Origin of the sequence: Brevibacterium aurantiacum, assembly GCF_900169065.1 — a bacterium.
Classification (GTDB): Bacteria; Actinomycetota; Actinomycetes; order Actinomycetales; family Brevibacteriaceae; genus Brevibacterium; species Brevibacterium aurantiacum.
In genome coordinates, this window is sequence record NZ_FXZB01000017.1 from 77,468 (window position 1) to 98,784 (window position 21,317).

17 protein-coding genes are annotated in these 21,317 nt (G+C 64.7%); 3 read left to right on the forward strand and 14 right to left on the reverse strand.

The window, feature by feature from the left end; all coding sequences use genetic code 11:
• Positions 1-53: 53 nt before the first annotated feature.
• Together hpt and BAUR9175_RS12760 are read right to left on the reverse strand one after the other, a co-directional pair.
• On the reverse strand, positions 54-605 hold the full coding sequence (gene hpt, locus BAUR9175_RS12755; RefSeq protein ID WP_009883401.1) for a hypoxanthine phosphoribosyltransferase: 552 nt from the start codon (positions 603-605) through the stop codon (positions 54-56).
• Positions 606-652: 47 nt separating this feature from the next.
• The gene (locus BAUR9175_RS12760; RefSeq protein WP_009883400.1) at positions 653-1,936 is read right to left on the reverse strand and encodes an MFS transporter; all 1,284 of its coding nucleotides are present in this window, start codon (positions 1,934-1,936) and stop codon (positions 653-655) included.
• A 162-nt stretch (positions 1,937-2,098) separates the two neighbouring features.
• On the opposite strand from BAUR9175_RS12760, the gene BAUR9175_RS12765 reads away from it, so the two are divergent.
• Positions 2,099-3,334, forward strand: a complete 1,236-nt coding sequence (locus BAUR9175_RS12765) for an amidohydrolase family protein (RefSeq protein ID WP_226825674.1) — start codon at positions 2,099-2,101, stop codon at positions 3,332-3,334.
• Between the two features lie 43 nt (positions 3,335-3,377).
• Here the strand turns inward: BAUR9175_RS12765 and tilS are convergent, their stop codons facing one another.
• Genes tilS through dacB form a run of 3 tightly spaced genes read right to left on the reverse strand, consistent with a single transcriptional unit; the run spans position 3,378 to position 6,866 of the window.
• Positions 3,378-4,409, reverse strand: coding sequence for a tRNA lysidine(34) synthetase TilS (gene tilS / locus BAUR9175_RS12770; RefSeq protein WP_029417078.1), 1,032 nt, complete (start codon positions 4,407-4,409; stop codon positions 3,378-3,380).
• Positions 4,396-5,424 carry an Rv3626c family coenzyme F420 biosynthesis-associated protein gene (locus tag BAUR9175_RS12775; protein WP_240519890.1) on the reverse strand — a complete coding sequence of 343 codons (1,029 nt, stop codon included), beginning with the start codon at positions 5,422-5,424 and terminating at the stop codon, positions 4,396-4,398. The genes tilS and BAUR9175_RS12775 overlap by 14 nt, the downstream gene beginning before the upstream one ends.
• On the reverse strand, positions 5,409-6,866 hold the full coding sequence (gene dacB / locus BAUR9175_RS12780; RefSeq protein ID WP_101583986.1) for a D-alanyl-D-alanine carboxypeptidase/D-alanyl-D-alanine endopeptidase: 1,458 nt from the start codon (positions 6,864-6,866) through the stop codon (positions 5,409-5,411). The genes BAUR9175_RS12775 and dacB overlap by 16 nt, the downstream gene beginning before the upstream one ends.
• A 112-nt stretch (positions 6,867-6,978) precedes the next feature.
• On the opposite strand from dacB, the gene BAUR9175_RS12785 reads away from it, so the two are divergent.
• Positions 6,979-7,464 (forward strand): inorganic diphosphatase, encoded by a 486-nt coding sequence (locus BAUR9175_RS12785; RefSeq protein ID WP_009883395.1) that lies wholly within the window; start codon positions 6,979-6,981, stop codon positions 7,462-7,464.
• A 178-nt stretch (positions 7,465-7,642) separates the two neighbouring features.
• Entirely contained in the window at positions 7,643-8,287 is a 645-nt protein-coding gene (locus tag BAUR9175_RS12790; RefSeq protein WP_009883394.1) for a VOC family protein, read from the forward strand.
• Positions 8,288-8,570: 283 nt separating this feature from the next.
• Here BAUR9175_RS12790 and BAUR9175_RS12795 read toward each other — a convergent pair whose 3' ends face one another.
• The 9 genes from BAUR9175_RS12795 to BAUR9175_RS12835 all read right to left on the reverse strand — a co-directional run bounded on the left by BAUR9175_RS12795 (position 8,571) and on the right by BAUR9175_RS12835 (position 21,311).
• Positions 8,571-11,087, reverse strand: coding sequence for a PhoX family protein (locus BAUR9175_RS12795; protein ID WP_101583988.1), 2,517 nt, complete (start codon positions 11,085-11,087; stop codon positions 8,571-8,573).
• 130 nt (positions 11,088-11,217) lie between these two features.
• Positions 11,218-11,979, reverse strand: a complete 762-nt coding sequence (locus tag BAUR9175_RS12800; protein ID WP_069601289.1) for a CPBP family intramembrane glutamic endopeptidase — start codon at positions 11,977-11,979, stop codon at positions 11,218-11,220.
• Between the two features lie 25 nt (positions 11,980-12,004).
• The gene (locus tag BAUR9175_RS12805) at positions 12,005-15,727 is read right to left on the reverse strand and encodes an efflux RND transporter permease subunit (RefSeq protein WP_236850659.1); all 3,723 of its coding nucleotides are present in this window, start codon (positions 15,725-15,727) and stop codon (positions 12,005-12,007) included.
• Between the two features lie 200 nt (positions 15,728-15,927).
• The gene (locus BAUR9175_RS12810; protein WP_101583990.1) at positions 15,928-17,223 is read right to left on the reverse strand and encodes an MFS transporter; all 1,296 of its coding nucleotides are present in this window, start codon (positions 17,221-17,223) and stop codon (positions 15,928-15,930) included.
• Positions 17,220-18,038, reverse strand: a complete 819-nt coding sequence (locus BAUR9175_RS12815; protein ID WP_180959243.1) for a nitroreductase family protein — start codon at positions 18,036-18,038, stop codon at positions 17,220-17,222. Before BAUR9175_RS12815 ends, BAUR9175_RS12810 begins: the two co-directional genes overlap by 4 nt.
• The gene (msrA, locus tag BAUR9175_RS12820; protein ID WP_009883388.1) at positions 18,039-18,569 is read right to left on the reverse strand and encodes a peptide-methionine (S)-S-oxide reductase MsrA; all 531 of its coding nucleotides are present in this window, start codon (positions 18,567-18,569) and stop codon (positions 18,039-18,041) included. It abuts the gene before it with no gap.
• Positions 18,562-19,752: a hypothetical protein gene (locus BAUR9175_RS12825; RefSeq protein ID WP_069599670.1), complete on the reverse strand. Its 1,191-nt coding sequence runs from the start codon at positions 19,750-19,752 to the stop codon at positions 18,562-18,564. The genes msrA and BAUR9175_RS12825 overlap by 8 nt, the downstream gene beginning before the upstream one ends.
• Positions 19,753-19,819: 67 nt before the next feature.
• Entirely contained in the window at positions 19,820-20,485 is a 666-nt protein-coding gene (locus BAUR9175_RS12830; RefSeq protein WP_101584006.1) for a peptide deformylase, read from the reverse strand.
• A 22-nt stretch (positions 20,486-20,507) separates the two neighbouring features.
• Positions 20,508-21,311 (reverse strand): HpcH/HpaI aldolase/citrate lyase family protein, encoded by an 804-nt coding sequence (locus tag BAUR9175_RS12835; protein WP_069601287.1) that lies wholly within the window; start codon positions 21,309-21,311, stop codon positions 20,508-20,510.
• Between the last annotated feature and the right edge of the window lie 6 nt (positions 21,312-21,317).

A 21,317-nucleotide genomic window follows, 5' to 3' on the forward strand; every position in this document is an offset into this window, starting at 1 on the left:
TTCCCGGGTGCAGCGAGCTCTCAGCCAATGCGCGGAACGCTCATGCGTTGGGTTCAGCTGTAGACGTGCTGAGCCAGAGTGGCGACGAACGGAACGTTGCGGTACTTCTCCGCGTAGTCGAGTCCGTAGCCGATGACGAATTCGTTGGGCACATCGAAGCCGATGTACTTGACGTCGATGTCGACCTTGACGGCTTCTGGTTTCCGCAGCATCGTGCAGATCTCGACGGTCGCTGCTCCACGTGAGCGCAGGTTCTGGACCAGCCAGGACAGGGTCAGGCCTGAGTCGATGATGTCCTCGACGATGAGCACGTGGCGATCCGAGAGATCCGTGTCGAGGTCCTTGAGGATGCGCACGACACCGGAGGATTTGGTTCCCGAACCGTAGGAGGAGACGGCCATCCAGTCCATGGTGACCGGCGAGTGGATCGCACGGGCCAGGTCCGCCATGACCATGACGGCACCTTTGAGGACACCGACGAGGAGAATGTCCTTGCCCTTGTAGTCTTCATCGATGGCGGTTGCCAGTTCAACGAGTCGTGCGGCTATCTGTTCTTCCGAGACAAGCACTTTTTCGATGTCATTGCCGAGATCGTTGATGTCCACTGCAGTCGTTTCTCCTCGCTTGGGGTGGGGTGTGTCTCCATTATGATTCACTTCCGCCTCGGCATGCCACCGCGAGGGTCTGTTGTGACTCCGTGGGTGCCTGTCGGGACCAGCTCGTCGTCGACCGTGCCCGGGGATGCGGCGAGGAACCCGGTGATGCCCATAAGCGTGGAGACACCGACCATGAACCACAGCGGCACCGTCCATCCGGCGCTGAGTCCCAGCAGACCGCCGACGGCCAGGGGGCCGATCGCGGCCAGCACGTAGCCCGAGGACTGCACGAATGCCGAGGTCCGCGCCGTGATCGCCACGTCGTGGGTGCGGCCGGTGATGAGGGCGAGTGCGGCGGGGAAGGCGAATCCGCCGTAGCCCAGGAGGATCGCCCACAGGATGGGCATGGTGGTCGGAATGAGGAGCAGCCCGAGGTAGCCGCACACGGCGCTGAGTGCGAAGCTGACGAGGAAGAAGCGCGGGAGGATGCTGCGCATGATGATCTGCGGGGCGAGGAATCCACCGGGGATCCCGCCGAGGGTGACGACCGTGAGCATGAGTCCGGCCAGCACCGGGTCGAGGCCCGCATCACGGTAGATCTGCGGCAGCCACCCGAATTGGACGTAGGCGTTGACCGACTGGAGACCGAAGAACATCGCCATGTACCTGGCCTTGGAAGAGGTGAAGATGTGCCGCCGAGGTGGGGCCGCCTCAGGTGCGTCTCCACCGGGTCGATCGAGGCTGGGCACAGATCGAGCGGCCCGGAGGATGATCCAGGTGACCAGTGCGCAGGCCGGTACGAGGGCCCAGATGCCGAGTCCCACCCGCCAGTTGTCGAAGTGGCCCGTGATGGGGGCGGTGAGGAAGGCGGGGAACATTGCACCCAGCCCCAGGGAGACGGTGAATGCGGTGGCGCCGAGGTTGGTTCGGTCGGGAAAGCGCGTCTTCACATAGACGGGCAGGATGACGTTTCCGATGGACATTCCGGCCAGTGCGACCACGGTCAGCCCGGCAAAGCTGAGCCAGCCGTCGACGAGAGCCCGGGCTCCCACGCCCACTGTGATGAGCACGCACGTCATCACCAGTGATCCGAACAGTCCGACCTTCTTGAGCACGGGCACGGCGATGAATCCGCAGATCGCGAAGATCAGCCCGGGAAGGGCAGTGAGCAGCCCCGTCTGCCATTCAGCCAGAGCGAAGGCACCTTGGACCTCGGAGAGGACGGGGCCCAACGACGAGGCGGCCGGACGCAGGGAGCAGGCGATGAGAATGAGGGCCGCGAGCGCCAGTACATCGAGGCCCCGCCCCGTACGATGACTGTGTTCCGGCTGAGAGGTCATTGCCTCATCCTTTCAGACGCTCGGGGAACTCGGTCTTCGGGTCCGCTGCCGTACTCGGTGGATCGTCGCCCAAGCAGGGTCGGACCAAACAAGAATACGGTATACCATTTGAAGAGCAAGGTTCCCGCCGACTCCGAGGGTTCCCACCGATATGGAAGGACGATGATGACCATTCTGAGAAATGTGCGGCTCTTCCCCCGCACCGCCGATGCCGAAGCCGTCGATGTCGAGATCAAGGACGGGCGCTTCTCCTCGTTCACCCCGCACAGCTCAGGGACCACCTCGGCGGGAGAGATCGACGGTGCCGGCCGGGCGCTGCTGCCCAGCCTCGGCGACGTCCATGCCCATCTCGATTCGAACCGCATGGGTCAGACCTTCCGCCCCCACACGGCGGACGGCACTCTGCACGGCTACATCATGAACGACCGGGAGAACTGGCGCAGCGGCGAGCGCAGCGTCCGCGACCAGGCCGCCTACGTGATCGCGAAGATCGTCGCCTCCGGAGGCACACGCATCCGTTCGCACACTCAGATCGATGCCGACTGCGGGCTCGAGCGCTTCATCGGCGTCCGCGACGCGCTGGCCGATCATGCCACGGTCCTGGACTCGCAGATCGTGGCGTTCCCGCAGGCAGGCATCGTGCGGGAGAAGGGCGTGAGGGATCTTCTCGACGCGGCCTTGAGCGAAGGTGCCGATCTGGTCGGCGGACTCGACCCACTCCAGTACGATCGCGATCCGGTGGCACATCTCGACGTGGTCTTCGGACTTGCCGAGAAGCACGGCAAGGGCATCGACATCCATCTGCATGAGCGCGGCAGTGCGGGCATCTTCACCTTTGAGGAGATCGCCAACCGCACGAAGGCCCTCGGCTTGGCCGGGCAGGTGACCATCTCCCATGCCTTCGCCCTGAGTTCGAATCCCGAGCCGGAGGTCGAACGGATCATCGAGCTGGTCGCCGAGGCAGGCATCTCTCTGACGACAGTGGCACCGCAGGGCGGCGTGCTTCCGCAACACAGCCTGCGGGAGCAGCGGGTAGCGCTCGGCCTCGGCGAGGACGGACAGCGCGACTACTGGAGCCCCTACGGCGACGGCGACCTGCTGCGCCGGACCTGGCAGCTGGCATTCACCAATGGACACCGCCGGGATGAGGACATCGAGGCCTGCCTCGACATCGCCTCACGCGGTGGAGCTCAGGTGATGGCCGGTGCCCGACCGGATGCAACGGCACTGGTCGATGATGCCCGCTTTGGTCTGGGCATCGGTGCGCCGGCGGACTTCATGTTGGTTCCCGCCGACACGGTCACCTCGGCGATCATGGACTGCCCTGCCGATCGTGACGTCTTCAAGGACGGTCGCCTCGTGGCCACCGACGGTCGACTGGTTGGCGCCGAAGCCTGAGGCAGCCGGTCTGTGGCTGGATTCAGGCGGTCTGGAGCTGGGGTCAGTCGGCCTTCGCTTCGCGTCGAAAGCGCAGGACCTGGCCGGTGATGATGACCTCGGTGTCACCGGGCAGCGACAGTCGGGTGTGTGCGCGACCCTGTGATCCGGGATCGCGGATCAGGGCGAGCAGTTCGCTGATGCGGGCGGCACCGAAGCTCTGGGCGGGTACATCGAGGGAGATCAGCCACTCGCGGAGGACGCGGGAGGCCAGCGCATCCTCGAGGTCCGCCACCTCGCTCAACGGCACCTCGGTGCGTCCGCGCACTGCGGCGGCTGAGGGCTCGGCGAGTTCGTCGAGGCAGTCGGCATCGGCGCGGCACAGCTCGGCGGTGCGCGCCAGGTTCGCGGTGATCGGCTGGCCCAGATCGGCCTCCAGGGACTCCAGCAGACTGCGGGCGCGCACCCGGGCGAAGGAGTCATCGACATTCATCGGATCGTGCCAGACCTCGATGTTCTGAGCCCGACACGAGGCGAGGGTGCTCGCTCGGTCGACATCGAGGAGGGGGCGGACCACCCGCCCGGTGCGCAGAGCCATTCCGGCCAGCGACCTCGTGCCCGAACCGCGCATGAGACCCAGCAGCACCGTCTCCGCCTGGTCGCTTCGGGTATGCGCGGTCAGCACCCAATCTGCGCCATCTGCCGACCGTGCGGCCTCAAGAGCGTCGTAGCGGGCCTCCCGGGCGGCAGCCTCGAGACCGTCGACGCCGGCCTCAACGTTCACGCTGGAGACCTCGGCGGGCACACCCCAGGATTCGGCGATCGAGATCACCCGTCGGGCCACCTCGGCGGATGTGGGCTGGAGCCCGTGATCAACGGTCACGGCACGCGCGCGCAGCTCCCCGCGGCGGTGGAGGAAGGCGCAGGCGTGCAGCAGCGCCATCGAGTCAGCTCCCCCGGAGACAGCGACGATGACGCTTGGCTGCTGTGGGGAGTCACCTACTTGGGCCAGGGCCTCACGGACGCAGTTGCGGATTGTGCCGCTGGCCGGATCGAGGCTCGGCCGCCGAGGTGGTCGCCCCTCAGCCGTGGACACGGTCCAGCCACAGGCTCGGGGTGTGGATCTCCTCGCTCTTCGGCAGGTTCTCCGGGCTGTCGTAGATGACGGAGAAGCCGGTCTGTCCGACTTCTTTGCGGATGGCGCGGACGAAGGCGGCACCGTCACGGTACTGGGCGAGTTTGAGGTTCATGCCCAACAGGTTCGACAGGAATCCGCCCTGCCCGGCGTCCCTGCGGGCCTCGAATTTGCGGCGCAGCTTTCGCACGCTGGGGATCACTTCGATGCCGACCTCATCCATGACGACGTCGGCGTGGCCTTCGAGGAGGCTGAGGATCGCCGAGGCCTCGTCGAGGGCGCTGCGCATCCCCTCGTCCTGGATCAGGTCGACCATGCTCGCATCGCCTTTGACGATCTTGCCCACGGTGGAGAACACGTCGGCTAGTCCCCGGATGCCCGGGGCCTTGAGCGGGGTCGCGACGACCTGGGAGAGCAGGGAGCGCATGTGCTCGTGCAGCCAGGGTGCGGTCGCGAACTGCACCTGGTGCGTGGCCTCGTGCAAGGCCACCCACATGCGGAAGTCGCGTGGGTTCACGTTCATGGCCTCTTCGGCAATGAGGACCGCAGGAGCCACGAACATCAGCCTGCCAGTGGACACAGCGAACGGATCGAACTGGCCCAGCACCCGTGTGGACAGGAGCGAGAGCACCCCCGCCAACTCCACGGCGGCGGCCTTCGCCGCTCCCGGGCCGACGGGTGCGGGCAGGGAGTCGACGTCGACCATTCCGTTGAGCGACTGGGCGTTGGCCTTGATCCAGCCGATCTGGTCCAGGACGAGCACGGAGCCGGCGCCCAGGCGTGTGCGCACGTCATCGGCATGGGCCGGGTCGAGGAGGAAGGAGTCGACGACGAGTTCCTGGGCTGTGAGCGCATTGTCTTTGAGCCCGGCGACCAGCTCATCGAGCTCATCGGTGTCGGGCACACGTGCTGCGGGGACGAGTTCGCGGGCTGTGCGGGCGGCGAACTTCTCATCGACGATCATCGGCAGCCGCAAATCGCGAGTGCTGCGACGATGTCGTCCACGGTCTTCCTGGCTTCCAATATTTTGTCCTTGTCCACGTCGTCGATCTGCAGGGTGAAGACGAGATAGCGTCCATCGGCATCAAGCACCCCTCCTGCCAGTGAGGTCACGGTCGACAGTGTTCCCGTCTTCGCGTGCACGGCTCCGGCTGCGTTCCTGTCCTTGGTGAATCTGTCTGTGAGCGTACCGGTCAGCCCGCCCACGGGCATCGCGGCGATGAGGTCTGAGAGCGAATCATCGGCGACGACCGAGGCCTGCAGGATGGTCGTCAGATCATGCGGACTGATCTGGTTGTCATAGGACAGACCCGAGGTGTCTTCGAGGTGCGTCTGGCCCAGGTCCACAGTGTCCGACAGGGCGTCGAGCACAGCCTGCGGGCCGGCTTCGAGGCTGCCCGGTTCGCCCTGAGCGATGGCGACCTCGTTGCCGAGGACCTCGGCGACGACGTTGTCACTGTGCACGAGGGCGTATTCGACGATCTCGGAGATCGTGGCCGACTCCACCTCTGCCAGCTCGGTGGGCTTCGCCTCATCGCCGGTGGCGTCGGTGGCATCGGCAGGCTGCGGATCCTTGGAGACCGTGATTCCGGCCGCCTTGAGTTCCTTGGTGAACACGGCGAAGGCGTCCTTGGCCGGATGCTCGCTGCGCCCGCGCCACTCTTTGTCCTTGCTGCCGACGTAGCCGGTGTCGATCATCAGCGGCTGGATGGGGGTGATCACGCCCTTGGCGATGTCGACGCGCTCCCAGCCGGGACTGAAGTCCTTGCCCGAGTACCGGGACGTATCCAGGTCAAGGGCCACCTCGGCGACGTTGTGGCTCTTCAGCGACTCCGCTGTCTGCTGGGCCAGCGTCGCCAGTCCTGCGTGTCCGTTCACTGCCCCTGGCTGGGACTCCCCCGCGCCCAGCAGCGAGTCACCACCGCCTTGCAGCGTCACCGTCGACGTCGCCGGGTCGAACTGTGTGGTCGTGGACAGTCGCTTCTCGCCGCCGATCGTCAGCAGTGCTGCGGAGCCGGTGAGGACTTTCGTCACCGAGGCAGGGGTGCGCGGTTTGTTCTCGTTCTTCGCGTAGAGAATGTCATCGCTGAGACCGTCGCGGATCTCGATGCCGAAGCCCTTGACCTTGGCGTCGGAGAGGACCTTGTCCACCTCGTCTGGGATCGCCGTGGGCACCGGTGCAGAATCATCGAGCGCCGAGGCGGGTGCGGGCACGTCCTTGCCCTGAGCGTGGGGTGAAAGGACGTCCTGGACCTCGATCGCAGGCTCGGTGGTGAGTATTCCCGGGAGTTCGGGGAAGACGTCGTAGGCGTCGAGTGCCGCGACTCCGGCCAGCAGTACAGCAAGGCTGCCTGCCGTGATTCCGGCGACGGCCTTCTTCGACCGCTTCGACTTCTTCCGCTCCGGGGTCGGGTTCAAGCGCGGGCTCTCATTCTCATTGCTGCCGTCCTCGCCGTAGCCGTTGTGGTTGTCGTTCGTGGGGACTTGTAAGCTCTATTCTAGTGATGCAACCCTAGCTTGAAGGAGCACTATGGAACTCTTGGCCACAATCGAGATCCCGCGCGGATCGCGCAACAAGTACGAGGTCGACCACGAGACCGGTCGGGTCAAGCTCGACCGCTACCTCTACACCTCGATGCAGTACCCCGCTGACTACGGCTTCTTCGAAGACACCCTGGGCAACGACGGTGACCCGCTCGACGTGCTCGTCCTGCTGCCCGAACCGCTGTTCCCCGGCGTCCTCATCGATGTGCGCCCCATCGGCATGTTCAAGATGGAAGACGAAGCAGGCGGCGACGACAAGGTCCTCGGCGTCACCGCTGGCGACCCCCGGTGGGAGAGCTACCAGGACATCGGCGACGTCGACCAGTTCACCCTGGATTCGATCGAGCACTTCTTCACCCGCTACAAGGACCTTGAGCCCGGCAAGTTCGTCAAGGGCTCCAGCTGGGTCGGCCGCGCCGAGGCCGAGGCTGAGGTCGAGGCCTCGATCAAGCGCTTCAAAGAGTCTCACTGAGTTCACCCTCGCCGAGGTGGTGTGAAGCATCCCCTCGTCCCGAGTTCAGAGACCGTCCGGACGTCATCGTCCGGGCGGTCTCTGCATTCACCAGACCCGCGGCTGTCGCACCTGGAGTGACGCACTACTTAGGTGATCCTAATGAGAAGTGTGAGCCAGGTTATGCGATTGTCGAGACATGAAACTCGATCATGTGTCCTTCGCCAGCGAACCAGACGGGTACAAAGCGACTGCCGAGAGAATCTCGGAGAAGCTCGGTGTGGTTCCCTACGACGGTGGCGTGCATCCTCGATTCGGTACCAGAAATCTGATCTTCCCCCTCGCGAACGGTCATTACCTCGAAGTCGTCGAAGCCTTGGAGCACCCGGCCGCGCTGTCAACACCCTTCGGCCAGGCAGTCCGAGCTCGTTCCGAGCTCGGCGGCGGCTGGATGGGCTGGTGCGTCTCGGTCGATGACCTCGCCGGAGTGGAGACCCGTCTCGAACGCAAGGCCGTCGACGGAAACCGCACCCCAGAATCAGGTCTGGAACTCAAGTGGCTGCAGATCGGAATCAAGGGGCTCATCGCCGACCCCCAGCTTCCGTTCTTCATCAAGTGGGCTGCCGACTCGTCCCAGCACCCTTCGTCCTACAAGACCAATGGCGACGTCGCCATCGATACCCTGCAGATCGCCGGGGATCGTGACCGACTGCGCGATTGGCTGGGGACACAGGATCCCAAGCCGATCCCGGAGATCCACATCGACTGGTCGGCGCCGCACGGGACTCCCGGCATCATGTCCATCAGTTTCGAGACCGCCAAGAACGGTCCCGTCATCATCTGAGATGCTGTAGGCCTGACCGTTCGGCACTGTTCGGCATTCGCCGGGCAGCATTCGCGGGACGGAGCCGAACAGCCGCGTCATGACTGACGCCGCACAACGTCGAGGGCAGCGCACCGAATCGGTGTGCTGCCCTCAACGTTTCTGCTTCGCGGCTCCCGAGACAGAGGAGCGGCTCCTAGGGAAGACGAGCGGCTCTCGAGACAGACGAAGAGTGGTCGTTTTGTGCTGAAATCCGAGCTGCTTTCAGCACAAAACGACCACTCAAGCGCCTGGCTTCGTCGGCTCAGACCTCTGCGGACTCCGAGGGGAGGTCGTCCTCGGTGCCCTCAACCGACTTCTTCTTGCGCATATGTGCGGCAGTTGCCATCGCACCACCCGCGGCGAGCAGACCGGCGCCTCCGCCGAGGAGCGGCAGCGTGCTGTCGTTGCCGGTGCGCGGCAGCTCACCGCCACCTCCGGAGCCCGATCCGCCGTTCGCGCCCGAACCGGACCCACCGGATCCTGAACCGCCACCACCGGATCCGCCGGAGCCCGATCCGCCGTTCGAACCGGCATCACTCGCGCCTGCAGCTCCGGCCGCCGCAGCTGCATCCTTGGCACCGTCCTGCGAGCCGCTCTTCGAGCCCTCGGACGAGCCGCCGTCAGACCCGTCGGACGAGCCGTCCTCATTGCCTTCGGCATCCGCGTCCTTGCCCGCGTCCTTCGGATCCTCGGTCGGAGGATCGGTCGGATCCTCGGTCGGAGGATCGGTGGGCTCCTCACCGCTGCCCTTGATCACCTGGACCACAGTCGGGCGGGGAAGCGCGGCCACGCCCTTGTCGACGTCCGTGGCATCAACGTAGTCGGGGAACTGCGAGTGCTGATCCGACCATTCTCCGTCCTCGCCGGGGTGCTGGACGGCCACGAACGCCGAGTTGTAGGAATCGTGGACAAGTGGTCCGCAGACCTCGCCCTCACGCGGGACGGAGAGGAACTGCTCGACGCGGCCCCGCTGTTCGCCTTCGATGGTGACCTTGAACAGTCCATCGCAGTAGCCGATGCCGTCGGGGGCACCATCGGTGGAGATCCACAGGTTGCCGGCCGAATCGAATGTGACGTTGTCGGGGCAGGAGATCGGAGAGACCTGGTCGGCGGGGAAACCTGAGAAGTAGGTCGTGTCTCCCTGTTTCGGATCACCGCACACCAGCAGCAGCGTCCAGTCGAACTCAGTGCCGGTGTGGTCCCCGCCGCGTTCGGTCAGTTCGACGATGTGTCCGTCGCGGTTCTCGGTGCGCGGGTTCGCCTCGTCGGCCACGGCCTTGCCGTCTACACCCCGGTCCGAGTTGTTCGTGCACGCGACGTAGATCTTCCCGTTGACGGGGTTGGGTTCGACGTCCTCGCAGCGGTCCATCTTCGTGGGCCCGACCTTGTCGGCCGCCAGTCGGGTGTTGACCAGCACCTCTTCGATGGCCATGCCTGAGACCTGTGATTTGCCGTCCTTGATCAGCGGCAGCCACTGCCCGCTGCCATCGAACTCACCATCGGCCGGCACCTCACCGCTGCCGTCGATCTCGCCCTTCGGGGAGTTGCCCGTGAACTTCGCGACGAAGAGATCGCCCTCCGTCAGCAGCGTCATGTTGTGGGACAGGTCGCCCTCAATGTACTTGCCCTTGGACACGAACTTGTAGAGGTAGTCGAACTTCTCGTCATCGCCCATGTACGCGACGGCCTGACCCGAATCGGCGATCGTGATGTTCGCACCCTCGTGTTTGAGGCGTCCCAGACTGGTGTGCTTGAGCGGAGTCGATTCGGGATCCCGGGGGTCGACCTCGACGATCCAGCCGAACCGGTTCGCTTCGTTGGCGTAGCCGGGGTTGTTCGTGTCGAAGCGCTTGACATCGGCTTCCCAGCCGTTGGCTGAGGCCTCGCTGGTCAGGCCGTAGCGTTTGTCGGCCGCCGAGGTGCCCTGCGCTTTGAAGTAGGAGTTGAAGTTCTCCTCGCCGGAGACCAGCGTGCCCCACGGGGTCAGACCACCCGAGCAGTTGCCCAGGGTGCCCTGAGCCTTATCGCCGCCTGGGTAGTCCTTCGTGCGCAGCAGATCGGAGCCGGCCGCCGGCCCGGTGAATGCGTATTCGGTGTCGATGAGGAAGCGGCGATTGTTGGCACCGTTGACGTCGACCTTCCACGGAGACCTCTCATCTGACCGGACCAGTTCCGCGACCGTCAGCCCGTGTGCGTCGCGGCTGATGGCCCTCTGGGTGGCCTTGTCCATGCTGTCGGGGTACATGATCGCATCGTTCGTGTACTCCTGGTTGGAGAATAGGAGAGCCCGGTTGCCGTCGCCGCTCTCGTCGACCTGGATCGCGAGGTAGTCGTTGTTGTACCCGAACTGACGGCGCTGGGATTCGACGCTCTGGTTCTCGGGGTCGAACTTCGGTGCGTCCGGGAACAGCCGGTCGCCCCACCGGACGACGGGGTGCCAGGAGTAGCCCTCGGGGACGATGAACTCGTCGACCTCGTGCTGGACCGGCTCGATCGCGGTGAAGTCGAGGGTACCTCCGGTCCCTGCTGCTGCCGCGGCCGCACGTGACGTCGGGCTCGGTGCACTCGTGACTGCGATGGCCAGTGCTCCTGCCGCCGATGCCCCCAGCGCTGCCCGACGGGACAGCTGCGTCCCGACGATGTCGCGGAAGTAGCTGTTGGACGAAGTGTTGCAGATCGCCTTCGTGCACGCGTTGTCGCATTTGAGCGCACAAGTGACGGGGCTGCGCTTGCCACGGACGTGGTCGGCCATAGGCAGAAGTTCACGTAGGGGTGCCATCGGTTCGGTTGTCTCCTCAGATCGGGTCTGTCGGCCCTGCCTCGCGAAGCGGAGTCGGGCTCACCAGGTCGAGACTTTCAGGGTCAGTTGGACCCAGCACTACTGCTCGATGAACTGCGCATGAACCAGTTCAGCCGATGTCGACGAGGGTGAGGATCCCCGGTGCCAGAAATCCGACGGCATCGATGATGAAGTGTGCCCACACCAGCGGCATCAGCCTGCCTCTGCGCATGAAGTACCACCCGAAGATGATGCCCATGGCGACGTTGCCGATGAATGGTCCGATGCCCTGATACAGGTGGTAGCTGGCGCGGAAGACTGCCAGACTGATGATGATCGGCCATGTCCCGCAGCCCAGGCGCTGGAGACGTTCGGCCCCGAAACCGAAGATGATGACCTCTTCGACGATGCCGTTCTTCGCCGCTGCCAGGATGAGCACGGGAATGGTCCACCAATGATCGCCGAGGTTGGCCGGTTGGATCTCGGCCGTGATCCCCAGTGCCCTGCCGCCCGCGTAGACGGCCAAGGTGCCGAGGCCGATGATGGCGAAGATGAGAGTTCCGCGACCGAGGTCCCTCGCCCTCTGGCCGTTCACTCCCAGCCGAATGCTCAGCGGCGGCGCGTCCGCGTCGCGGGTCAGCAGGTAGAGCGCCAGGAGCACCGGCACGAGGGTGAAGCCGATGTCGAGGATCTGGTAGACGAGGTCGAAGCCCGGGCGTGGCGATATCGAGGTGTTGAGCTTCGCCTGGGCTTCGCTGATCGGGCCACGCGTGGTGATGTCGGCCAGTCGCACAATCGCATAGACCGCTGATTGGCCCAGCGAGAGCGCCGCAACGAGAACGAGCTCGCACCACAGGCGCTTCTTGTCCTGTGGTGCGAGCTCGGTCATCATGGATCCCACTGTAATGGGCGAGGTGTCAGTGCTTCGGCTCCTCGCCCGTGTCGGGGCCCTCATCGTGGTCAGGACGCTCAACCGCGGTGTCCGAAGCCGACGATGACGCCTCGCCCCGCTCATCCTGTTCGCCGCCGGCAGTAGGCTCGGCCGTGGCCACTGACCCCGCCTCGGCTGTGGATTCCCTCTCCTTGCCTGAGTCGGCGCGGTGCGTCGTGTCCGTGCGCTCCCCGGCTCTCGCCTCGGCGACGTCGAGCACCTGGCCACGGGCCATGTTCTTCACGTGCTTCTTCTCCGCTCGTCGTTCCTTGGCTCCTTCGAGCAGGAGGTAGAGGACGGGCACGAGGATGAGCGTGAGCAGGGTCGAGCTGATGAGGCCGCCGATGACGACGATCGCCAGCGGCTTCGAGATGAACACTCCCCCGCCGGTCAGACCCAGCGCCATCGGCACGAGCGCGAAGATCGTGGCTGCCGCGGTCATCAGGATCGGACGATAACGCAACCGGGCACCGTGGACGATCGCCGCCCGCAGATCAACGCCTCGAGCCCTGAAGTGGTTGATCAGGTCGATGAGCACGATCGCGTTGGTGACCACGATGCCGATGAGCATCAGCAGACCGATCATCGAGGTCAGACCCAGCGGAGTGTCAGTCAGCAGCGACAGCGCGATGGAGCCGGTGGCCGCGAACGGAATCGAGACCAGCAGGATCAGCGGCTGCAGCAGCGACTTGAACGTGGCGACCATAATGACGAACACGATGAGGATCGCGGCGAGCATCGCAAGTCCCAGCTGGGAGAACGCTTCGTTCTGCTCCTGCGTGGCACCGCCGGTGTCGACGCTGACCGAGTCGGGGATATCAACGTCGTTGAGTGCCGACTGCACATCGGCCGACACCGTTCCCAGGTCATCGCCTGCAGGGGTCACCGATACCGTGGTCGAACGCTGCGAGTCCGTGTGACGGATCGTCGGTGCGGTCTTGACCTCTTTCACCTCGGCGACGTCACTGAGTTCGATGAACCGAGGCTCAGACGTCAGCGCCGGAGCACCTGCCATGGCGCCCGGATCACCGGCCGCGCCAGCGTCACCACCGGCACCGGCTCCACCGGCACCACCAGCACCGCCGGACGCATCCGCGCCGCCTTCGGCTCCACCGGCACCGCCCGCAGCTCCGGCACCACCGTCTGCTCCACCAGCGGCACCGGCAGCGCCACCAGCGGGCGCCGTCTCCTCCGGTTTGCCGGGGATCTTGAGGTCGCGCAGTTCATCGACTGTGTCGGCGTTGCGGTCGAAGAGGAGCACCGAGTGAGAGACGTTGTCGATGACGACTTCGCCGATGTTCTGGCCGTGCATCGCCCGCTGCACGTACTGACCGATCGAGGCCTCCGTGAGGTTCTCCTCGGCGGCCTTCTCATGATCGACCTTGACCTCGATGACGGGCTGGACGGCTTCGAGGTCGCTGGTCACCGACTGAGTCCCGGGAACGCCTTCGAGCTTGTCGGTGACGGTCTTGGTGGCGTCGTCGAGCTCTTTGACATCCGAGGCCGAAAGGGTGACGTCGATCGTCTGGGCTCCGGGCGTCGAGCTCTGGCTCTGCACCTCGACCTGCCCGACGTCGCTGAGATCGTCGAACTCCTTCTGCAGCTCGTCGGAGATCGACTGCGCCGAGACTCCCGACTTGGAGGTGATGATGTAGGTGCCCGTGATCGACGAGTCGTCAGTGAACCCGAAGGTGCTTCCACCGACGGAGAGCTGATAGGACTCGACGTCGCTGTTGTCCTCGAGGATCTTCTCGACCGGCTCGGCCTGCTGCGAGGCCTCATCGAGATCGGTGCCGGGGTCGAAGGTCTGCGAGACCTGCAGACTGTCCTGACCGGTATCGCCGAAGAGCTCGGTCTTCAGCTGCGGGACCATCGCTCCCGTCCCGATGAGGAGGAGGACGGCGACCAGGATCATCACGACAGGATGTTTGGTGGAGAACGAGATGACCGGCATGTAGGTCTTCTGCAGCCGTGTCACCGGAGAATGCATGCCGGCAAGCTCATCGACCTCGCCTGCTTCCTCATCGGTAGCACCGTAGTGGGGCTCCGCCGAGGCGGTGGCGGCACCGGCAGTGGTCGCCTCGGTGCTCGGCTCATCGTGACGGCCGGCGGTGAGGATGTCCTGCTTCTTGGAGGCCTTCTTTGCGGCCTTCTTCTCGCTGCGCCATTCGGAGAGCATCCCCTTGCGGCTGCGCCGGATCTCCTTCTTCTCCGCGCGGGTGAGCTTGACCTTGGCCTCACGTTGCCGCAGGAACCAGTAGGCGAGGACGGGCACAATGGTCAGTGCCACGAACAGGCTCGAGAGCAGGGCGATGGTCGCGGTCAGGGCGAAGGGGCGGAACATCTCGCCGGTCTGGCCGGAGACGAAGGCCAGCGGCAGGAACACGGCAACGGTCGTCAGGGTCGATGCGGTGATGGCGCCGGAGACTTCGGAGACGGCGGCAAGGATGTTCGCGAACTTCTCACCGCCCGAGGCGTGCCGTCGTCGGATGGCTTCGATGACGACGATCGAGTCGTCGACGACGCGTCCGACCGAGATCGTCAGCGCACCCAGGGTCAGCATGTTCAGGGTCTCCCCGCCCATCCACAGACCGACCATGGCGATGAGCAGAGACAGCGGGATCGAGATCGCTGTGATGATGGTGGCGCGGACCGAGAGCAGGAACACGAGGATGACGAGGACCGCGAAGAACAGTCCCAGTCCGCCTTCGACGAGCAGATCGTGGATCGACTGTTCGATGAATGGTGCCTGATCGAAGGCGGAGACGAACTCTGTGTTGTCCCCCATCGACTTCTCGAGTTCGGGCAGCTTCTCGGACACGGCAGCGGAGACGTCGACGGTGTTGGCGTCGGATTCCTTCATGATCGACACCGACAGTGAGGGCTGGCCGTTGGTGCGCGAAATCGATTCGACGGGCTGGTTCTCGATCTTGACGTCGGCGACGTCGGAGAGCTTGATCGGGTCGTCCTTGCCGCTGATGACGAGATCCTTGATGGCATCGACGGAGCGGATGCGGGTTCCGACCTCGACCGGTGCCGTGCCCTCATCGCTCTTCAGCTCGCCCGCCGAGGTGGGGATGCCGTTGGACTGGAGAATGCCGGCGATCTCGTCGAGGTTGGCTCCCTCGTCTTCGAGGTCGTCACGACGGATCGTGACCTCGACCTGTTTGGTCTTCGCACCGGCGATCATGACCTGAGAGACGCCGTCGACCTTCTTCAGCTCGGGTTCGGCGATGTCCTCGAGGTTGGCGGCGAGCTTGTCCTCATCGGCGTCCGAGGTCACGGACAGCGCGAGGACGGGAATGTCATCGGTTCCGGCCGTATTCACGGTGGGTTCGACACCCTCGGGCAGCGTGGCCTGGACCTGCGAAACCGCGCGTTGGAGGGACTTGACGACGTCGTCGGAGTCCTCGCCGTACTTGGTGCTCACGGTGATCGAGGAACTGCCCGCCGAGGACGTCGAAGTCATGTCCTCGACCTCTGGCAGCGCCGTCAGCGCACCTTCCAGGGGGTCGGTGACCTCTTGTTCGACGGCCTCCGGGGTTGCGCCCTCGTACGAGGAGGTGACCGTGGCTTGGGGGTTTTCGAGGGAGGGGAAGAGCTCCTGTTTGAGAGCTCCCGCCCCGATGATGCCGAAGATGATGGCGACGACGGAAATGAGCGCAATGAGCGCACGATTTCGCAGACTCAAACGGGTCAGAAAACTCACGTGGTGACTCTCTAGTCGGTGTGCACCCGCAGAGATCGACTGCAGGGGGATGGTGCTCCGTGAACCAATACTAGTGATTCACACTATCCAAATCACGTGAGCAGACCCTGAGTGCCTGCGTGCCGACGAGCAGCGTGTACCTGTGCAGACGAACTGATTACCCGCGCGCTGATAAGCAGCGTGTACGCGTGCCGTGAGACTCAGCTCAGATCGTCGTCGATCCGCTCGTTCTGCTCTGCTTTGCGCACCACGCGGGGCCGGGTTTCACGACCTGTGAACCAGTAGGCAGCGGCCAAGATACCGAGGATTCCGGTGAGCATGAACGCCCAGGAGTAGTCGAAGTGATCGACGACGACTCCGGCGATGATGGGTCCGAGGATGGCTCCCGCATCGAGGGCCATCTGATACTTCGCCAGGACACGGCCGCCCTTGCGATCGCGGCCGATGACATCGGCGACCGTGGCCTGCTGAGCGGGGTTGGCCAGCCCCGAACCGATGCCGGCGACGACGGAGAGGATGAAGAACAGCCAGATCGAGTCGGTGAACGCCAGGGCGGAGGTGCTCACACCGAGGACGAGCAGCCCCCATTGGATGAAGGGTTTGCGCCCATAGGTGTCGGCGAATCTGCCGACGACGGTGACTGCTGAGGCGTTGCCGATCGCGAACATGGTCAGCGCCAGACCGGCGACCGCGGTGTCTGCCCGCAGCGCTTGGATGGCGAAGAGCGGGTAGATGGCCACACGGATGCCCATGGCCGACCAGCCCTGGACGAACGCGGAGATCAGAGCAGCGCGGTAGGCAGAGTCGGCCCACGCCTGTTTGAACGTCATCACCTCCATCTGCGTCTCGTCCTTCCTCGCCTCCAGGCGAGCGCGACCGAGTTTGGTCGAGGAGCCTTCCGAGGCAGTGGAGGCGAGGAAGATGCGCACCACGATGGCGGCGATGAGGAGACCGACGGCGTAGATGATGAAGGGGATGCGCATGCCCCACCCGGCCATCGCTCCGCCGAGGACGGGGCCGGCGATATTGCCGACGAGGAAGGCCGTGGCATAGGTGCTCGAGGCCTTGGCTCTCGCGTCGATCGGTGCCAACCGGATGATCAGGGCCATGGCGGAGACGGTGAACATCGTGGACCCGATTCCACCCAGTCCGCGGAAGACGAGCAGCTGCCAGTAGCTTTGGGCGAAGGCGACGGCCGCAGTGGAGGCGGCGACGATGAGGAGGCCGGAGATGTAGATGCGGCGTTCTCCGAAGGCGTCGACGAGGCGACCGGAGGAGGGTGAGAAGACGAACCGGAAGAAGGCGAAGGAGGAGACGACGATCGTGGCGGCGGTGACTCCGAAGTTGAAGCTCGCGGCGAACTGCGGAAGCACAGGGGCGATGATGCCGTAGCCCAACGCCACGATGAAGGCCGCGGCGACGAGGACGTAGATCTCCTTCGGGAGTCTGCGTGAGGAAGCAGTCGGTTCTAACTGCGCGTCATCGTTGTCTGTCACAGGGTATCGAGGAACTGCTCGGGGTCCGGCAGCGGCCGAGTGCTGTTGGGCAGACGCTGTCGGTAGCGTTCGGGGACCGCACCGATGTAGAGCCAGCCCATGAGCAGTTCGCTCTCTTTCAGTCGGTGGAGTCTGCGCACGGCAGGTTCGTTGGTGAGGTTTCCGCTGCGCCACATGACGCCCCAGCCGGCCTGCCACAGGGCAAGCTCGAGCAGGTGACCTGCCCCGGCGGCCGTGGCGTGCTGTTCCCATTCGGGGACCTTCGGGTTGTCCTGTGGGGAGGCGACGAGGGCCAAGAGGAGTTCTGCCCGCAGCGGCTTCTCGTTGATCTCACCGGTCTTGCGCTGGACGTTTCCTGCTTCGTCGAGGGCCTCGCCGAGGCGGTTCCGATCGTGTCCGCGGATGATGATGAACCGCCAGGGCTTGAGCCCTTTGTGGTCGGCGACCGAGGAGACTGCATGGATGAGTTCTCGCAGATCGGCGTCGTTGGGAGTCTCCGGACCGAGCTTCGAGATGGACCGACGAGTGGAGATCGCGTGCAGAACGGGGTCAGCGACGATGTCGATCGAACTCGGCACAGAATAGTCCGGGCCCACCGGACGGGACGCCGCCGACGCCGCTGTCTCTGATGAAGAGGATGCCGAAGCCTCAGCGTCGGTCGATGGCGCAGAGTCCGTCGCCGACGGCTCTGCGCCCAGCTTCCTCGCCCAGGGGCCGGTCTGGCCGTCGAGGAAGTGCGCGCGCACGCGATCCCTCGTCACATCACAGGCGCCGACGTCTTTCTGACGCCTCTTCTTGCCCGCCTTCTTCGACATTCAGCTCACCCATTCCGCAAACGCCTCCCGTGCATGGGACAGCTTCGGATCAATGATGACACGGCAGTACCCGTTGTTGCGGTTCTCGGTGTAGAAGTCCTGGTGGACAGCCTCGGCGGTGTGGAAGACACCCAAAGGCTCAAGGGTCGTGACGATCGGAGCCTCGAAGAGTCCCTGTGCCTCGGCGATGGCGGCTTCGAAGCGCGCCTTCTCCTCCTCGTCGGCGTAGAACATGGCCGACCGGTACTGAGTGCCGACGTCATAGCCCTGAGCGTTGAGGCTCGTGGGGTCGTGCCCGGTGAAGAAGAGGCCCAGGATCACGCTTTCGGGCACGATCTCGGGATCGAACGTCACCTGAAGCGCCTCGGCGTGGCCAGACGTGCCGGAACATACTTCGCGGTAGTGCGGGTTCGGCGTATGGCCTCCGGTGTATCCGGAGATCACCGAGGTGACTCCAGTGGTCCGCTGGTAGACGGCGTCGAGGCACCAGAAGCATCCGGCGCCCAGAGTCAGGGTACGAAGTTCACTCATATTCCGTACAACCATGATGTGTGCCAGTTATTCCCGCTTCCGCACCCGGTGCCTGCTGCTGGTGCTCGTGGTGGCAGTTGGTGCGGTCAGCGACGAAGGTCAGCTGATTGGGCTCAGGCCACTGGGCGAGAGTCAGTGGCCCGTCGTCGAATTCCTCATCCTCGACCTCGAAACTGCTCGAATAGCCGACCCCGTCACCGCCGAGACCGAGCGGATGCAGCGTCCCTGACTTCGCCGCAGTCGACAGTTCGGCGGACGTCCGGGGCGGTGAGTCGGCATCGGTGCCGAAGAGATTGAGACTGCTGAGACGACCATCGACGATGTCGAGCGTGAGCTCCAGTCGCGCCGACGCATCTGCGTCCTGGGTGCCGACGACGGGGTAAGTCTGCTGTGCCGGGACGATCAGTGCGGACGACGCCTCTGGGTAGACGTCGATGTTCGAGACATCCTCGTCGCGCAGCAGTTCGGCGAGCTGCCGCGCATCCAGGGTGATGGGTTCATCGCCCGGATGCTGTGTGCGCGAATAGGTCACCCACACGAAGAATCGTGCGGATTTGAACTGTGCTCGCGCCGTATCGGCGGCTTCGGCAGAGACCGGATGCGGCTGTGCGAGCAGCTGATTGACTGCTCCGCGGATATGCTCCGGCAGTTCGATCTCGACCGGAGCGTACTCCAGGTCCTCGATCTGGTCGTGCTCCTCGAACTTGTCGAGGAGGGCCGCACAAGCGGCGACGAACGTGCCGCTGGCCGCTGCGCCCAGTCCTCGCCCGAAACCGGTAGGAAATTTGGCGTCAATCGTATCGGCGAAGTTCTGGGTCGGGTGCCACAGTGCCCAGCTGAAGGCACCGGAGGCAAACGCGGTGGTGAGATTGCGAAAGGACTGAGCCTTCTCCGCCTGCTCCCTCGGGTCCACCGTCGAGTACCGGACGGCTTGTCCTTCGTCCTCCTCGCCAGGCCCCCACACTGCACCCAAGTCGAACTCACCGTCGAGCGGTCCCGCGAAGGCCTTCGTTCCAACGATCCAGGTCAGCCCCGCATTGGCAACCGCATTGCCCAAGCGTGCCGCACGATCGTGTTCAGGCGCGAAGTCACGGCTGCGCACCAGAGCGAGGGCACTGGTTCCGGCAACGGCGATGGCACGGACAAGACTGCGATGACGAGGCGAGATATCGGGAAGATGCATGCGTCAATCGAAACATGGCTGCTTGTGCCGATCATGGGAATCGCCCCGGAAGGCGAGTTCTCCGGTCTCAGAGGAGCATCGAACTGGGCAGAGTGAATCCGAGCTCGCTGGCCGCCTGCTGGGTCGAGGGTTGGTTCCAGAATTTTGCCACCGAGGTGTTCGTCGACAGGGATCGCATCTCTGCTTTGTCGAGGTACATGATGCCGTCGAGGTGATCGGTCTCGTGGGCGACGATGCGTGCCGACCATCCGGCGACCACCTCGGCGATGGGCGTGCCGTTGAGATCAACGCCGGTGAGCTCAATCGAGCGCGGCCGGGCGACGACCGCCTGGTAGCCGGGGATCGACAGGCAGCCTTCGAAGAAGGCGACGTTCTCCGAGGTGGCGGGGGTGTATTCGGCGTTGAGGACGACGCGCAGGGGCATCGGGGACCGCTGTCGCACCTCGGCGGTCTCCGGGTCGAGGCTGCCGGGATCCTCTGCGACGAACATCGACAGACCGATGCCCACCTGCGGCCCGGCCAACCCCACGCCAGGTGCGGCGAGCATGGTTGCCCGCATCACCTCGGCGAGTTGGGCCAGTTCCGCGTCGTCGACCTGCCCGTCGAAGAAACGGGTGGTCTGCCGCAGGATCGGATCGCCGGCTTCGACGATCGGGGCCACTCCCCCGCCTGCTTCAGCGGCGGCGAGGACGGCGCGGATCTGGGCGGCGACGTGGGCATCGGCATCGTTCATGGGCATGACGCTGTCAGCTCAATCAGACGTCGCGGGCGACGATGAGCTCGGCGTGCTTGAGCAGCGGTGCGTCGATCATCTTGCCCTCGTAGGCAAACGCACCCTTCTCGGACTTCGCGAGTTCGAGCACGGCCTTCGCCCAGGTCAGCTGCTCTTCGCTGGGGCGGAAGGCATCGCGGACGACGGGGACGTGGTTGGGGTGGATGGAGACCTTGCCGCTGAAACCGGACTGGACGGCGTCCTCGGTCTCCTCAGCCAGGCCCTCGAGGTTCGGGATGTCGGCCCAGATCGAGTCGAGGGCGAACTTGCCGTGGGCGCGGGCGGCCAAGAGGGTCGAGTTGCGCACGTGTTTGGCCACGTCGCGGTAGCTGCCATCAGCGGTGCGCGAGGATCCCCCGCCGAGGTCGGCGATGAGGTCTTCGGATCCCCACATCAGTGCGTAGGCGTTGGCAGCGGCGGCGATCTCGGCGACGTTGACGGCACCCAGTGCCGTCTCGATCAGGGCGATGACCTGGTAGTCGGCGAGGACCGTGAGGTCGGAGGCGTGCTCGGCCTTCGGCAGCATGACGGCCGTGTAGGCGGTCTTCGCCAGCATCGCCAGATCCTCGCCGAGGTGGTCCGAATCTCGAGCATTGATGCGCACCACCGTACGGGTGGGGTCCAAGGGGTAGTCGATGATCGACTCGCGGGCAGCGGCTTTGTCACCGTCGTTGACGGCGTCCTCGAGATCGAGGATGACGATGTCGGAGCGTTCGGCGGCCTTTGTGTAGCGGTCGGGGCGATCACCTGGGACGAAGAGCCAGGCCGGTTTGAATTCCAATGTCATCGTGGT